Raw genomic sequence first — 15,000 nt, forward strand, 5'->3', positions numbered from 1 at the left:
TCCCCCTATGTAACATAAAGAACGGCATGTTCCTCATGCCGTTCTTATCTTCTTATTATAACATAAATGATAATGAGCGGAACGAACAACCGTTATCTTCCAATTATTTCTACTTCTGTATGCATATCAACACCAAATTTATCTTTAATTGTACGCTTTACCAATGCGATTAAGTCTAATACATCTTGCGCTGAGGCCACACCAGTATTAACAATAAAATTCCCATGCATTTCAGAAATTTGAGCTCCACCTATTGTATAACCACGAAGCCCTGATTTTTCTATTAAATCTCCTGCAAAATAGGGGACTGGATTTCGAAATATACTTCCTGCACAAGGGTAATTCCAAGGCTGCGTTTCACGGCGATACTCTTTATTCTTTTGCATGCTTCTTACAATTCCCTCGCGTTCGCCTACCTCCAATTGGAATTCAGCTTCTAAAACAATACCAGGGCGTTTCATTTGCAATACAGATGTGCGATAAGAAAAGCCCATTTCGGTATTCGTCAACCAATTAATTGTTCCATTGTCAAACAAAATACGAGCTTTCGTTAATACACTCGATATGTCGGACTTATGAGCGCCTGCATTCATATACACTGCACCGCCAACACTTCCTGGAATACCACTTGCAAATTCCAGGCCCGCTAATCCCTGTCGACTAAGTAAAGTTGACAATTTAATAAGGGGATATCCAGCACCGACTCTTACTCTATGTTTTTCGACTTCTAAATGGTCTAATCCTTCTCCTAAACGAATAACCACACCTTCTATACCTTGATCAGATACGAGAAGATTTGAACCACGACCAATTGCAGTCCACCTTGTCTTGTACTTCTTTACTAACTCTAGAGTCTTCTCAATACCAGCAACATGCTTTGGTACAATTAAAATATCAGCTGGTCCGCCTATTTTCATAGTCGTGTAACGCGCTAACGGTTCATTAACTAACACGCGACCAACATTTGCTTCTAAAAGCTCTTTTACTAATTGTTCCATAGACAATCTCCCCCATATCAAGTCTCCTTATTACAGTAATATGCGGGGCGTTCACCTAATGTTATTTTTTAATAAGCTTGTTCATTACTTCATATAGCTTATTTGCTGCATCTGGAATACCAAGTTGCTTAGTAGCCAGTTTCATATTTTGTAATGTTTGTGTATCCAATAAAATCTCATCAATGTCACGAATAAGCGTTTCAGATGTTAAATCTTTTTCAAGTAGCATTTTAGCTGCTCCTTTATCAACAACTGATCGTGCATTTTTTTCTTGATGGTTATTTGTTACGTACGGACTTGGAATTAATACACTCGGCTTTCCTAACGCTGTTAATTCTGCAAGCGTTGTAGCCCCTGCCCTTGAAACAACAAGATCTACACCCGTCAGTACCTCTGGCATATTATGAATAAAAGGTTTAATAATAACATTATTCGGATTCCCTTTTTGTTTCACGGCTTCCATAACTTTATCATAATGTACTTCGCCTGTTACATATAATACTTCGTAACTTTTATTCCCAAATTGTTCCATCGCTTCTACAAAAGCATCGTTAATCGGTCTAGCCCCGCGGCTCCCACCAAAAATAAGCACGGATTTTTTAGAAAGGGATAGTCCTACCGAACGTTTTCCTTTCATTCCATTTTGGTCCATTACTTCTGATGCACGTGGATTACCTGTCATAACCACTTTTGACTGTGGAAAATGTTCTGCAGCTGCTTCAAAACAAACTGCAACTTTATCGACATAACGACTTAAAAATTTATTCGTTACACCAGGTACACTATTTTGTTCATGGACAATAGTCGGAATACCTAATTTAGCCGCAGCATATACAACTGGCCCACATACGTATCCACCCGTACCAATCACAATATCAGGGTTAAAACGACGAATATATCGTTTACTATCTTGAACACCTTTTAGGAAACGCATCACGGTTTTTACATTATCAAGAGATATTTTTCGTTTAAATCCACTTATAACAATAGATTGGAACGGAATACCCGCTTTCGGTACGATGGTACTCTCTAATCCATTCTCTGTACCAATGTATAAAAATCTTGCTTCCGGATTTAGTTTTTTTATTTCTCTAATTAAAGCAAGAGCTGGATAAATATGTCCTCCAGTACCCCCACCACTTACTAATACTCGCACTACTGATTCCTCCACTTCCCTGTTCTTATTCAATCGTATTTATTTCTATATACATATTGTATTTTCACACACACACGAAAAACCCTGTCTTTTAAACAGGGTTTAATAGCGAGAATGGCGACTTATATTCAATAATACACCTACTGCCATTAACATTAAGGTCAAACTTGATCCACCATAACTTAAAAATGGCAAAGTAATACCGGTAACAGGCATCAGTCCTGTTACAACACCAACATTAATCATTACTTGAATCGCAATCATCGCCACAATACCTACTGCTAAAAACGTACCATATAAATCTGGCGCTCCTAATGCTATACGAATCCCACGCCATAATAATAGACTAAATAATAATAACACAAATGAACCACCAATAAAACCTAATTCCTCGGATAAGATTGCAAATATAAAGTCTGTTTGTGGTTCAGGTAAATAAAGAAATTTTTGTCTACTTTGTCCAAGTCCAAGCCCAAATAAACCACCAGGTCCAATTGCGAGTAACGATTGGATAATTTGAAATCCACTTCCGAGCGGATCCGACCAAGGATCTAAATATGATGTGATGCGTTTCATTCGATATGGCGCTGATGCAATTAACCCTACAAATCCCGCTGCACCAAGCAAACCAAACATTGCAAAGTGAAAGACCCTTGCTCCCGAAATAAATATCATAATAATACATGTCCCAATCATTACCGTTCCCGTACCAAGATCTGGCTGTAACATAATTATCCCAAAAGCAAGAAATACAAAACTAAGAGCCGGTAGTAAACCTCGTTTAAAAGATGTAATTAATTTTTGTCGTTCCGCTAAAAATTTTGCTAAGAAAATAATCATCGCGAATTTCATAAACTCTGACGGTTGGATAGAAAATGCCCCGATTCCAATCCAACTTCGCGCCCCTCCACGAACGAGACCTACTCCAGGAATAAGAACGAGAATAAGAAGAACGAAACAAACTAGTAAAATTACTTTTGAATACGTACGCCATACCCAATAATCAATTTTCATCAGAAAAAACATAGCTACTACCCCAAGACTTGCAAATAACAATTGTCTTTTTGCAAAAAAGAATGAATCCCCCATTTTATAAGAGGCCCAAACCGCACTCGCACTATAAACCATAATCATTCCGATTGTTAACAACGCAAGTGTAACGATGATGAGAATAAAATCAGGCGTTTTCTTCATTACCCATGAACACCACCTCTTTGGGCAGAACCTTTGCCCTATGTAACAAAACATCAGTAGGTGTTAGCCTACTGATGTTTTGATTTACTTTATATAAGTTTATGCACAGCTTGTATAAAAATGTCTCCTCTTTCTTCAAATGTTTTAAATTGATCCCAGCTTGCACATGCTGGTGAAAGAAGAATTACATCACCATCGGTAGAATGAGCATAAGCTTTCACTACTGCATCATCTAAAGTATCGACACTTTCAATTACATCTAATCCTGCTTTTTCTGCCGCTCTTACTAATTTTGGTGCAGTTTGTCCAAATGTCACAATCGCTTTGACATGTTTAAAATATGGAATTAAATCATCAAATTCATTACCACGATCAAGTCCACCAGCCAATAATACAATCGGTTGTGTAAATGCAGATAATGCTTTTTCTGTCGCTAGCATATTCGTCGCTTTTGAATCATTATAAAATTTACGATTATTAATCGTTGTTACATATTCTAAGCGATGTTTTACACCTGTAAAACTTTTTAACACAGCAGTAATTGCTTCATTAGAAACACCTAGTAATTTAGCAATACTCATTGCTGCTAAAATATTTTCTAAATTGTGCTTACCAGGTAAAACAATATCACTTACTTTAACTACTTTTTCGCCTTTAAAATAAAGAGCGTTATCTTTTATATACGCACCATCTTCAATTTCTTTCGTCGTCGAAAATAATACTTTCTGTCCTTTACTATATGCCGATAACGCCATGACATCTGCATCATCTGCGTTAATTATACTATAATCTGCTTCAGTTTGGTTTTTGAAAATATTCGCTTTCGCCAAACCATACTCTTTCTTCGTCCCGTGATAATCTAAATGCGCTTCAAATAAATTTAAAAAGGCTGCAATTTTTGGTTGGAACGATTCCACTCCCATCAATTGAAACGATGAAAGTTCCGTAACGACAACTTCATTTTCCTTCGCCAATTGTGCAACTTCACAAGCTACAGTACCTATATTCCCCGCAATAACTGGGTGCTTTTGTCCTTCTTTTAACATTTCAAACGTTAACATTGTCGTTGTTGTTTTACCGTTAGATCCCGTAATCCCAACAAACGGTGCTGCTGAAATGGAATATGCTAATTCAACCTCAGTTACAATTGGAATTTGTTTTTCTTTCGCCGCCACTAAGAGTGGATTAGAATATGGAATTCCTGGATTTTTTACGACAAGTGAAATGTTTCTCTCCAGCAATTCTAATGGATGTCCACCACATACAACATCCATTCCTTCCGCTTGTAACTCAGCTGCAAGCACATTACCCGCTAATGGTTTCCCATCATTTACAATGACGTTTGCCCCTAACTTTTTTAATAAAGTAGCTGCTGCATAACCACTTTTAGCAATACCTAATACAAGAACATTTTTATTTTGATATTCAGTTACAGTTTTCAATTACATCCACACCCCGATATAAATTCCTAGCACAGCTAATAAAAATCCTACAGACCAAAACGTTACAACAACGCGCCACTCTGACCAACCACATAATTCATAATGATGATGTAATGGACTCATTTTAAAGACACGCTTTCCTGTTGTTTTGAACGAAATAACTTGGATAATAACAGATAAAGTTTCCGCTACGAATACACCGCCAATAATAACGAGTAACAATTCTTGTTTTAACAAAATCGCTACAGCTGCGATAGCACCACCTAAAGCTAGAGAACCAGTATCCCCCATAAATACTTTCGCTGGATTCGCATTGAATACTAAAAAGCCAAGTACAGCTCCTACGACTGCCATACAGAAAATCGCTACCCCAAATTGTTCTTGAGCTACAGCAATAATACTAAATGCTCCGAATGCAATAGCAGCTGTTCCTGATAATAAACCATCTAAACCATCTGTTAAATTAACCGCATTTGATCCACCAATAAGCATAAATAATACGAGAACAAAATACGCCCAGCCTAATTCAAATTTAACATCAGTTCCTGGAATCATGATATACGTGTGAAATGCTTGCCCTTTTCCAATTAAAAAGAACGCAATAGCAATTACAAGCTGACCAATCAATTTTTGTTTTGATGTTAAACCAAGATTTCTTTTCTTTACTACTTTTATGTAGTCATCTAAAAATCCGATTAATCCGTACCCAAATGTAACTAATAATAACAATGATACTTCTGCACCTAAATTGTTAAATTTAATCGCCATAATAAGCGTAGTCACCATCATAGATACATATATGACAATACCACCCATCGTTGGTGTCCCTGATTTCTTTTGGTGTGACTTCGGTCCTTCGTCACGAATACTCTGTCCGAACTTTAACTTTCTTAAAAATGGAATAAATAATGGCGAAAGGGCAACAGAAATTAAAAATGCTACCCCAGCCGTTACTAATAAACCTTGTTCAAGCACATGTAGTCCTCCTCTCATGCTGTTACACTTCGTTGTTTAAACGCTCCGTGATTGCTTCTTTAGCAACTTCACGATCGTCAAAATGATGAACTTCTTTACCAATAATTTGATACGTTTCATGCCCTTTACCAGCAATAATAATAATATCTTCTGCTTTTACTTTCGAGATAGCGGAACGTATCGCTTCTTTTCGATCGACAATTACTTCATAATTATTCCCATTCACATCATTTACCATATCATCTAAAATAGCCTTCGGATCTTCACTTCTTGGATTATCTGATGTATAAATTGCATGAGTTGCATATTCGGTTGCGACACTTGCCATTATTGGTCTTTTCGTTCTATCTCTATCACCACCGCAACCAACGATACAATATACATCGCCTTTTGCAAACTGTTTTGCTGTTTTTAGTACGTTCTCTAAGCTATCAGGTGTATGCGCATAGTCAACAATAACTGTGTAATTTTGTCCACCATCTACAACTTCAAAACGTCCAGGAACGCCAGCAAGCTCTTTAATTACATCAATAATTGTTTGTAAGCTCACTCCTGAAACAAGACCTGCTGCTGTAGCAGCTAACACGTTGTATACATTAAACTTACCAATTAATTTCATCGTAACATTTACAGTTTCATACGGTGTTACAAGTGTAAATGTTGTACCGCCACTCGTCATTACGATATCTCGTGCCATAATGTCGCTTGCAACATCTATACCGTATGTTACAACAGTAGCTGCTGTACTTCTCATATACTCTTCTGCTACTGGATCATCACTGTTTAATATAGCGTATTTTTCACGATTATGATGATAACTATTGCCAAGCTGTGCGAAAAGCAACCCTTTCGCATGTTTATATTCTTCCATCGTTTTATGATAGTCTAAATGATCTTGTGTTAAATTCGTAAATACTGCAACATCATAATCGCACCCGTGTACACGGCCAAGATCTAAAGCATGAGACGAAACTTCCATTACTGTGCTATCCACACCTTGTTCAACCATTTTTGAAAATGTCTGTTGAAGTGTTAGTGCATCTGGTGTTGTATTTTTCACCTCAAATGTTTCATCACCGATTTTCATATTAATCGTTCCAATTAGCCCTGTTTTATGACCATGTGCGCGCATAATTTCATCCATAATATGCGATGTTGTTGTCTTTCCATTTGTACCTGTAATACCGATTAAATGTAACTTGTGTGTTGGTTGGCCATAAAAATAATCAGCTAAAACCGCTAGCGAACGAAAAGTATTTTTCACAAGTACAACTGGAACGTCAACATCAATTGGTCTTTCCGCAACAATAGCAGCCGCTCCTTGTGCGGCTGCTTGCTTAGCAAAGTCATGGCTATCAACCGTATATCCTTTCATACATATAAATAAGCTTCCCTCTTTCACTTTACGTGAATCCGCTTCAATAGATGTTATTTCTGGATTTTCTGTTGGAACAACTGGAAAATCATGCAAACATGATACAAGTGTATGCAACTTCATTTCACTAAACCCTCTCTACATTGTTTATTTATCTCTTATTTTAGCAAGTAACACGTTACCTCCTAGTTATATAAAAATAGGAGGTAAGTGCTACTATAGTCTAATCAATAGATTTATTTATTAATGAGACACTTATCGTCTCAAGTAAAGCAATTTTTCTATAAAGAACTCACTTCCACCAATTGTACCATAAAACACAATCAGTTACCTTTAATTCCCGAAGTAAATTCTAACTTTTGAACCCTCTTTTACTTTAGCTCCTGCTTCTGGTGATTGTTTAATTACTTTCCCACCATCGCCACTTATATCAAGCTTCAAGTCTACAAGTTGCGTTTGTAAATCTTTCTTTTTCATACCAATTAAATTCGGAACTTCCACAGTTGGTGTATCGCCCCATTTATATTCTTTCTCAACTTGCTCTTTTCTCGGTTCCACTCCCATTACAGGAAGTGCGTCACGAAGAATATTCCCAACAATAGGTGCTGCTACAACTCCACCAAATTGAGTGACTCCTTTTGGATTATCCACTGCTACATAAACAACAATTTGCGGATCGTCAGCTGGAGCAAAACCGATAAATGATACAATATAGTTATTATCTAAATATTTTCCATCTTTCACCTTTTGAGCAGTTCCAGTTTTTCCACCTACACGATATCCATCAATATAAGCCCCTTTACCCGAACCTTTCGCTACAACATTCTCTAATGCGTAACGAACTTTCTCTGAAGTTTCCTTGGAAATAACTTCCCTTTTCGCAACAGGTGTCTTTTTGCTGACAACTTGATTATTCTTCGGATCAATAAATTCCTTCGCTATATATGGCTGATACAAAGTTCCACCATTTACAGCGGCTGCTACAGCTGCTACTTGTTGAATCGGTGTAACAGAAACACCTTGCCCAAATGAAGTCGTCGCTTGCTCGACTGGACCAACTTTATCTAAATTAAATAAAATCCCGCTACCTTCACCTTGTAAATCAATTCCGGTCTTCTGTCCAAACCCGAAATTGCGAATGTATTTAAACAATCGATCTTTACCAAGCCGATCACCGAGTTCAATAAATCCTGGGTTACAAGAGTTTTGAACTACCTCTAAAAACGTTTGGCTACCATGGCCGCCAGCTTTCCAACACCGCAATCTAGCTCCACCAACTTCAGCTGCCCCATCATCATAAAATGTATCTTTCTCTAAGTCTACTAAATTTTCATTCAAGGCTGCAGCTAATGTAATAATCTTAAATGTTGACCCCGGCTCATACGTACTCCATACAGGTAAGTTTCTGTTATATACTTCCGGAGAAACACTTTGGAAATCTGCTGGATCAAAACTTGGTCGACTTGACATACCTAAAATTTCACCATTTTTCGGATTCATTGCAATTGCTATCATACCGTCAGGATTATACGTTGATTCCGCAATATTCATTTCTCTTTCCATAATCCTCGTAATGCGTGAATCAATTGTTAATCCTAAATTCAAGCCGGCTTCTGGTTTTTTGAAATCATCTCCAACGTTAGGCATTCTCTGTCCTTTCGCGTCTGCAAAAAATCGCACATGACCTTTATCACCATTTAGCTCTTTATCATAATATTTCTCTAGTCCCATAAGCCCTTGATTATCACTGCCCGCAAATCCTAATACGTGTGATAAAAAATTACCGAATGGATAGTACCGGATAGAATCCTCTGCGATGTACACACCCTTTAAACTTAATCCGCGTACTTCTTTCGCTTTGTCATGCGATATTTTCCTTCCGCCTTTATCAAGCCTTACAATCGATTCTTTTTTTGTAATCCGCTTATAAACATCATCTTTTTCCACACCTAATACTGCAGCTAACTTCTCTGCAGTCTCTGCTGGTTTTTCAATTTGCCTCGGCACAACAAAGACGGTCGGTGCACTTTTATTCGTAGCAAGCTCCACACCATTTCGATCTAAAATTTTCCCTCGCTCTGGTTCAAAAGTAATATTACGACTCCATGAATCCTTCGCACGATCCGTTAACATATTTCCAAGAAAAAATTGCACATATCCAAGACGAATATCGATAATGGTAAAAATGAGTATACCCGATATAAGTATAAAAATAAGTCGTTTTCTAACTGTTACATTTGATACACGCATATTGGAACAAGCCTCCCTTACGCCTAGCTTGTTCCAATATATGCTTGTACTTATTTAATTAGAACTTCTTCCCTATTACCATTATGGCTTTTCTGCTTCTTGCTGCGGTTCAAGTGGTGGTACGAGTGTTACACCTAATTCTGTACCAGGTTGCAACAATGTCCCTTCCGCTACACTTTGCTCAGTTACATATCCTGTACCAGAAGGTTTTAAGTTAAGCTTTAATGTTTTTGCTAAATTCATAACATCACGCAGTGCCCATCCCTGTATATTTGGCATTGTAGGTTTATCTCCTACTAAGAAGACTCGATCACCCTTTAATGTTTGTTCAGTTGCTTTTGGCACTTGCTGCTGCACTTTACCTTCACCTAATACGATTGGACGAAGTTTTGCTTTATCAATTGTTTTTTTCGCTTCTTCCATCGTTTTTCCGGTTACATCTGGAACGACAGTTTGTTGTTCTTTCACATATTTTTTCGGGTCTTTTACTTCATTCGGCTTAATCTTTAAATACTCTAAGCTATTTTTCGTTACATATTTAAAGATATCTGCTAAAGGTTTAGCCCCGTTTTCATCATCTTTTAATTTTGGTTGTTTAACGGACACATACACAACAAGTTGCGGATCGTCCATCGGTGCCATACCTAAGAATGAGAATATATAATTCTCTCTTCCCGTCATATAGCCACCTTTCCCGTCAGGAATTTGTGCTGTACCTGTTTTCCCCCCGACTGAATACCCATCAACTTTATATGCAGTTCCTGTTCCTTTCGGTGATGTAACAACACGTTCTAGTAATTGTCTTACTTGCGCTGCTGTCTCTTTGGAAACAGGTTTTCCTACTTCTTCTGGCTTATGCTCTAGCTGTACTTTACCTGTTATTGGATCCACAATTTTATCAATTGTATAAGGTTTCATCATTTTCCCATCATTTGCAATCGCTGTTGCAGCTTGTACAAGTTGAATTGGTGTAACTGTAGAACCTTGTCCAAACGCTGTTGTTACTTGTTGTATTTGTTGATCAAATAAAATTGTATTTGATCCTTCACCAAGTAAATCAATGTTTGTTTTTTCATCTAATCCAAAATTATGAATATATTTCCGGAAACGATCTGGACCAAGCTTTTGATCACCTAAAATTGCAAACGCTACGTTTGAAGAGCGCTCTACCCCTTCGTCAAAAGTAATAGAACCCCATCCAGCGCCGCCGTTATGATCTTTTATTTTGCGATTACCTACTTGATATGTACCAGACTGATAAAAGTCTTGTCCCTTGTATACACCTTCATTAATGGCCGCCGCTAATGTGAAAATCTTCATTGTTGATCCCGGTTCAAACGCATTTGCAATGGCGTCGTTGAAGAAATATTTAATTTGACGATCATTAGGGTCATAACTAGGTTTACTAGACATCGCTAATATTTTCCCTGTCTTCGGATCCGCAACAATCCCTATTAAATTTTCTGGTTCATAATGTTTACTCGCTTCTTTCATTGCGTCTTCTAAATAACTTTGAATACGTTGGTCAAGCGTTAAATACACATTATCTCCATTTTTAGGTGCCTTTACATTCACTTTCCCACCGTCAAGAGATACTCCTTTACGGTCACCTGTATAAGCTACCTCACCATTAGAAGCACCTAAATATTTATCCAAACTCTTTTCTAAGCCAAATTGACCGACTGAGATTCCATTTTCATCAGGTTTCGCATGACCTATGACGTAAGATGCAAAATCACCGTTTGGATAAACTCGCGCATTTTCGGTAATAAAAGATATTCCCGGCAATTTCAATGCTTCTATTTGTTCTTTCTTTTCTTTCGTCAAGTCTTTACCCAATGTTCCAAATTCCACTTGACTTTTGCCTTCTTTATTTAAAGTAGCTAAAATTTTATCTTCATCTTTTCCGAGTACTCCTGCGATTTTCTTTGCAGTATCCTCTTTATCCTTAACGGCGTTAGCTCCTTTTAACTCGGCTACAAGTTTATAAGAATTTGCGTCTTGCGCTAGTACATGACCATTTTGATCATAAATTGTTCCTCGATTCGCTTCGAGAACTCCTTTTTTACTATGTTTCTGCTCAGCAAGTTTTTTCAAATCATGATTGTCCACTGTTCCTGTTACTTGTATGTAAAAAAATCGGGCTAATAACAGCAAAAAGAGCAGGAGGAAAAATATCATAAAATAACCTGCTCCCTTATTGGTATGAAATTTGGTCATATTTCTCTTCATCTTTTCTTCACACCTATTTGCCTTACTTTAGGCCTTTCACATTATTCGCATTAATTTCTAGCCCGTGTTTTTTTGCAACTTCAGCGATACGTTCATAACGACTTAACTTCTCTACTTCAGCCTGCAATTCTTGATTTTCCTTTTGTTTTTTCACAATTTGTTCTTCTATCGTCGCTGCTTCTACATTAACTTGATATAGACCCGCTTTATTCCCAATAAAAGCTACACAAGCATATAATAAAAACCCAATAAACGTTACGTACAATAGCTTTTCAATTCTTGTAATTTTCGTTTTAACTTTTGGCTTAACCATCTGCTGTGGCGGCGCTTGAATTTGTACCTCTTCTTGCGCCTGTTGTTTATACTTTACAGCTAAATTAGTCATACCTCTCTCTCCTTTTTATCGTTTTTCAGCGATTCTCAACTTCGCAGAACGCGCTCGATTATTTTCTTCTAATTCAATGTCAGAAGGTAAAATCGGTTTCCTTGTAATAAGCTTTAATTTCGGCTTAAATTCATCCGGAATAATCGGTAGTCCCTGTGGTAATTGCGGCGTTGTGCTATTTCGCTTAAACGTCGTTTTACAAATACGATCTTCTAAAGAATGGAATGTTATAACACTAACTCTTCCACCAGGCTTGACCATATCAATTGCAGATTCCAACGCTTCTTCAAATACTTTTAATTCATCATTTACAGCAATACGAATCGCTTGAAATACTCGCTTCGCAGGATGTCCACCTGTTCTACGTGCCGGAGCTGGAATACCTTCTTTAATTAATTCCACTAATTCTCCTGTCGTTTCAATAGCCTTATTCTCGCGATAAGCTTCAATTTTCCTTGTTATTTGCTTTGAAAATTTTTCTTCTCCGTATTGGAAGAAAATTCTTACGAGTTGTTCATATGACCAGCTGTTCACAACATCATATGCTGTTAATGGGGCATCTTGATCCATCCGCATATCTAACGGTGCATCATGATGATAACTAAAGCCACGCTCTGGTGTATCTAATTGTGGGGATGAAACACCTAAATCGAATAAAATCCCGTCTACTTCTGTGATACCTAATTCATGTAGTTTTTCAGATAAATAACGGAAGTTGCTCTTCACTGTTACAAATTGTTCACCATAAGAAGAAAATTTTTCCTTCGCATTTTGAATCGCTATTTCATCTTGATCAAATGCTATTAACTTTCCACCATCTGTTAGCTGAGATAATAAATAAGAACTATGTCCTCCTCCACCCAGTGTACAATCTACATATGTACCACTCGGTTTTATATCTAAGCCATCTACTGTTTCTTTCAAAAGTACTGTTACGTGTTTGAACATTGCTGCACCTACTCTTTTTCCAATTAATTATGTTAAATACATTTCTCACTCTACAAACACAATTTACTACTAGAGGATGAAATGCTACTAAAGAACGACTCATTTAACTTCCAACGAGGTAGTACGCTATACAAATCGCTATTTTATTTTATTATATACTAAATTTTATCATTTTTTGCGGGAATTTAAACAAAAACCTGTCGAAAAAGATATTAATCCGTTTACATTTTGTGCTATTTTGTCATATATATATACCTGATACATAGCGATTCATTACATTAACATAAGATGGATAATTCAGAAATATTTCACTTCACAGTTAATTCAACAGAATAAAAATAAAATCCTGCTCAAAAGAGCAAGATTCTATAGTTTTATTACATGATGTTTTCCATCCCACGAAAAAGATTGTTCCATTACCCGGTCAACAAAATCAAGGCCGAACTGATTTAAATAATAACACACATTCCACACACGTTCTTGCGGTGCTCCTAATGGACGAAGCGCGAATTGTAAACGGCGGAATTTATTCAGTTGAACCTCATGTTTCTTCTCAACATTTCTTTTCAACATTTTTTCTAACAGTTCAATTTGCTCATTAATTTTCAGTTCATTTTTCCCCGCAAACTCATTTAACCCTGGATCTATTTTTTTCACGAATTGTTGTAATGATGTATGAATATCCATTATTTCTTTTTTCGCTTCTATAAATCGCTCGTCTATCGGTTCCTCTATTTGATTAGAAAGCCAATTGTCACGCAGATTATCTATATTATTTAGAAATGGATCAATTTCTTGCAAATCTAAATCATATAAATCTGTCGCTGTATCTCGCTCCATATAAGTAATTGTAAGCCGCGGAACAACAGGTGGCATTTGGAAACCTGCCGTATGAAACACTTGTTGCAATTCACTCCAATAAGCTAACTCCCCTGGACCGCCAATAAACGCTAACGTAGGAAACACATATTCTTGCATAAGAGGGCGCGTTACAACATTATTACTAAAACGTTCTGGACTTCTTTCCATCTCTTCCATCAATTCTTCATACGAAAATGAATGCACTCCATCTTTTCCAATAAACTTCCCTTGATTCTCTTCAAGCAATACTCGCTCATTATCAATTTCCATAAATATATGCACTGCATTTGTCTTCGTTTCAATAATCGGTTTAAATCCTAATTCCTTAAGTACTTCCTGTTGATTACGAAGCCCTACTTGAATTTCTTTATATTTACTTATAATTTGTTGTAAAAACGGCACTTCTAATTTTCTTAATGCAGGATGATGTGAATCTACAAAAATTAAACCAGAATTTGCGAACATTTTCGTAATAAGGTGCGCAAAGAAATCTACATATGTATGCGATTTACCTAAAGCATCATCAACAAATTGTAATACATCCTTTGTAAAATTCGTTTCCGGATATGTTTTAAAAATCTCTTCGACCCATTTTCTACAGTCTTCAATAGAAAACTCAGACTCAGAAGCACTCGCCTTTTTCGGATAACGATCATGAAAAATGGTCTTTTTTATTTTTTTATTTTTCGTTACAAATGTATGATTAATTTCATCCATATCATGGTCTTCACCAGCAATCCAAAAGACAGGAACAACCCGAACCCCTAAGCTCTCTTCTTTTTCTTTTGCAAGCTGTAAAATTGAAATGATCTTATGAACTGTATAAAGCGGACCAGTTAATAACCCAGCTTGTTGTCCAGCTATAACTACATATGTATTTTCATCTTCAAGCGCTTTTATATTTTGAATTGTAAATTCTCCCGCTTGCAATTGTGTATTATATTCTAATAAATGCGTTACTAAATCTTGACGGAAAAACTCTCTCTCACGTAAATCATGTAAACGCTGTTTAAAAGCATCCTCTGTTAACAGATAATCAAAACATGACTGTATCTCTTTTTTACCGTTCATATAGTCCGCTACAACACCTTGTAGTGGAACAGAGATTTCTTTTATCTCCATATAATTCTTCCTTTCGTATCCTGTTCTCTCACCAACCCACATTGTATTCAATGTTTCACGTA

At 36.8% G+C, this 15,000-nt stretch carries 11 protein-coding genes; all 11 read right to left on the minus strand.

Features of this window, described 5'->3' with window-relative positions:
- Positions 1-92 precede the first annotated feature (92 nt).
- The 11 genes from murB to bshC all read right to left on the minus strand — a co-directional run bounded on the left by murB (position 93) and on the right by bshC (position 14,938).
- Positions 93-998 (minus strand): UDP-N-acetylmuramate dehydrogenase, encoded by a 906-nt coding sequence (murB, locus tag MR066_RS09385; RefSeq protein WP_078184358.1) that lies wholly within the window; start codon positions 996-998, stop codon positions 93-95.
- 61 nt (positions 999-1,059) lie between these two features.
- The gene (gene murG / locus MR066_RS09390; RefSeq protein WP_242246913.1) at positions 1,060-2,154 is read right to left on the minus strand and encodes an undecaprenyldiphospho-muramoylpentapeptide beta-N-acetylglucosaminyltransferase; all 1,095 of its coding nucleotides are present in this window, start codon (positions 2,152-2,154) and stop codon (positions 1,060-1,062) included.
- 102 nt (positions 2,155-2,256) lie between these two features.
- Positions 2,257-3,348 (minus strand): stage V sporulation protein E, encoded by a 1,092-nt coding sequence (gene spoVE / locus MR066_RS09395; RefSeq protein WP_002014736.1) that lies wholly within the window; start codon positions 3,346-3,348, stop codon positions 2,257-2,259.
- 89 nt (positions 3,349-3,437) lie between these two features.
- The gene (gene murD, locus MR066_RS09400; protein WP_002142942.1) at positions 3,438-4,790 is read right to left on the minus strand and encodes a UDP-N-acetylmuramoyl-L-alanine--D-glutamate ligase; all 1,353 of its coding nucleotides are present in this window, start codon (positions 4,788-4,790) and stop codon (positions 3,438-3,440) included.
- Positions 4,791-5,765, minus strand: coding sequence for a phospho-N-acetylmuramoyl-pentapeptide-transferase (gene mraY / locus MR066_RS09405; protein ID WP_002014738.1), 975 nt, complete (start codon positions 5,763-5,765; stop codon positions 4,791-4,793).
- Between the two features lie 22 nt (positions 5,766-5,787).
- Positions 5,788-7,263, minus strand: coding sequence for a UDP-N-acetylmuramoyl-L-alanyl-D-glutamate--2,6-diaminopimelate ligase (murE, locus tag MR066_RS09410; RefSeq protein WP_002014740.1), 1,476 nt, complete (start codon positions 7,261-7,263; stop codon positions 5,788-5,790).
- Positions 7,264-7,473: 210 nt separating this feature from the next.
- Complete coding sequence (locus MR066_RS09415) at positions 7,474-9,390, minus strand: stage V sporulation protein D (RefSeq protein WP_002014741.1); 1,917 nt, start codon at positions 9,388-9,390, stop codon at positions 7,474-7,476.
- An 81-nt stretch (positions 9,391-9,471) separates the two neighbouring features.
- Positions 9,472-11,622 (minus strand): penicillin-binding protein, encoded by a 2,151-nt coding sequence (locus MR066_RS09420; RefSeq protein WP_472927092.1) that lies wholly within the window; start codon positions 11,620-11,622, stop codon positions 9,472-9,474.
- Positions 11,623-11,644: 22 nt separating this feature from the next.
- Positions 11,645-12,007, minus strand: a complete 363-nt coding sequence (gene ftsL / locus MR066_RS09425) for a cell division protein FtsL (protein WP_002014745.1) — start codon at positions 12,005-12,007, stop codon at positions 11,645-11,647.
- Positions 12,008-12,022: 15 nt separating this feature from the next.
- On the minus strand, positions 12,023-12,955 hold the full coding sequence (rsmH, locus tag MR066_RS09430) for a 16S rRNA (cytosine(1402)-N(4))-methyltransferase RsmH (protein WP_002014746.1): 933 nt from the start codon (positions 12,953-12,955) through the stop codon (positions 12,023-12,025).
- A gap of 366 nt (positions 12,956-13,321) precedes the next feature.
- Entirely contained in the window at positions 13,322-14,938 is a 1,617-nt protein-coding gene (gene bshC, locus MR066_RS09435) for a bacillithiol biosynthesis cysteine-adding enzyme BshC (RefSeq protein WP_242246917.1), read from the minus strand.
- Between the last annotated feature and the right edge of the window lie 62 nt (positions 14,939-15,000).

The sequence above is a fragment of the Bacillus cereus group sp. BfR-BA-01523 genome, from assembly GCF_022662615.1.
GTDB lineage: Bacteria > Bacillota > Bacilli > Bacillales > Bacillaceae_G > Bacillus_A > Bacillus_A mycoides.

Bases quoted from the DNA above. Each gene is read 5' to 3' on its own strand.
- spoVE (WP_002014736.1), bottom strand. From the start codon at position 3,348: ATGAAGAAAACGCCTGATTTTATTCTCATCATCGTTACACTTGCGTTG.
- MR066_RS09420 (WP_472927092.1), bottom strand. From the start codon at position 11,622: ATGAAGAGAAATATGACCAAATTTCATACCAATAAGGGAGCAGGTTAT.
- murE (WP_002014740.1), bottom strand. From the start codon at position 7,263: ATGAAGTTGCATACACTTGTATCATGTTTGCATGATTTTCCAGTTGTT.
- ftsL (WP_002014745.1), bottom strand. From the start codon at position 12,007: ATGACTAATTTAGCTGTAAAGTATAAACAACAGGCGCAAGAAGAGGTA.
- MR066_RS09415 (WP_002014741.1), bottom strand. From the start codon at position 9,390: ATGCGTGTATCAAATGTAACAGTTAGAAAACGACTTATTTTTATACTT.
- murB (WP_078184358.1), bottom strand. From the start codon at position 998: ATGGAACAATTAGTAAAAGAGCTTTTAGAAGCAAATGTTGGTCGCGTG.
- rsmH (WP_002014746.1), bottom strand. From the start codon at position 12,955: ATGTTCAAACACGTAACAGTACTTTTGAAAGAAACAGTAGATGGCTTA.
- bshC (WP_242246917.1), bottom strand. From the start codon at position 14,938: ATGGAGATAAAAGAAATCTCTGTTCCACTACAAGGTGTTGTAGCGGAC.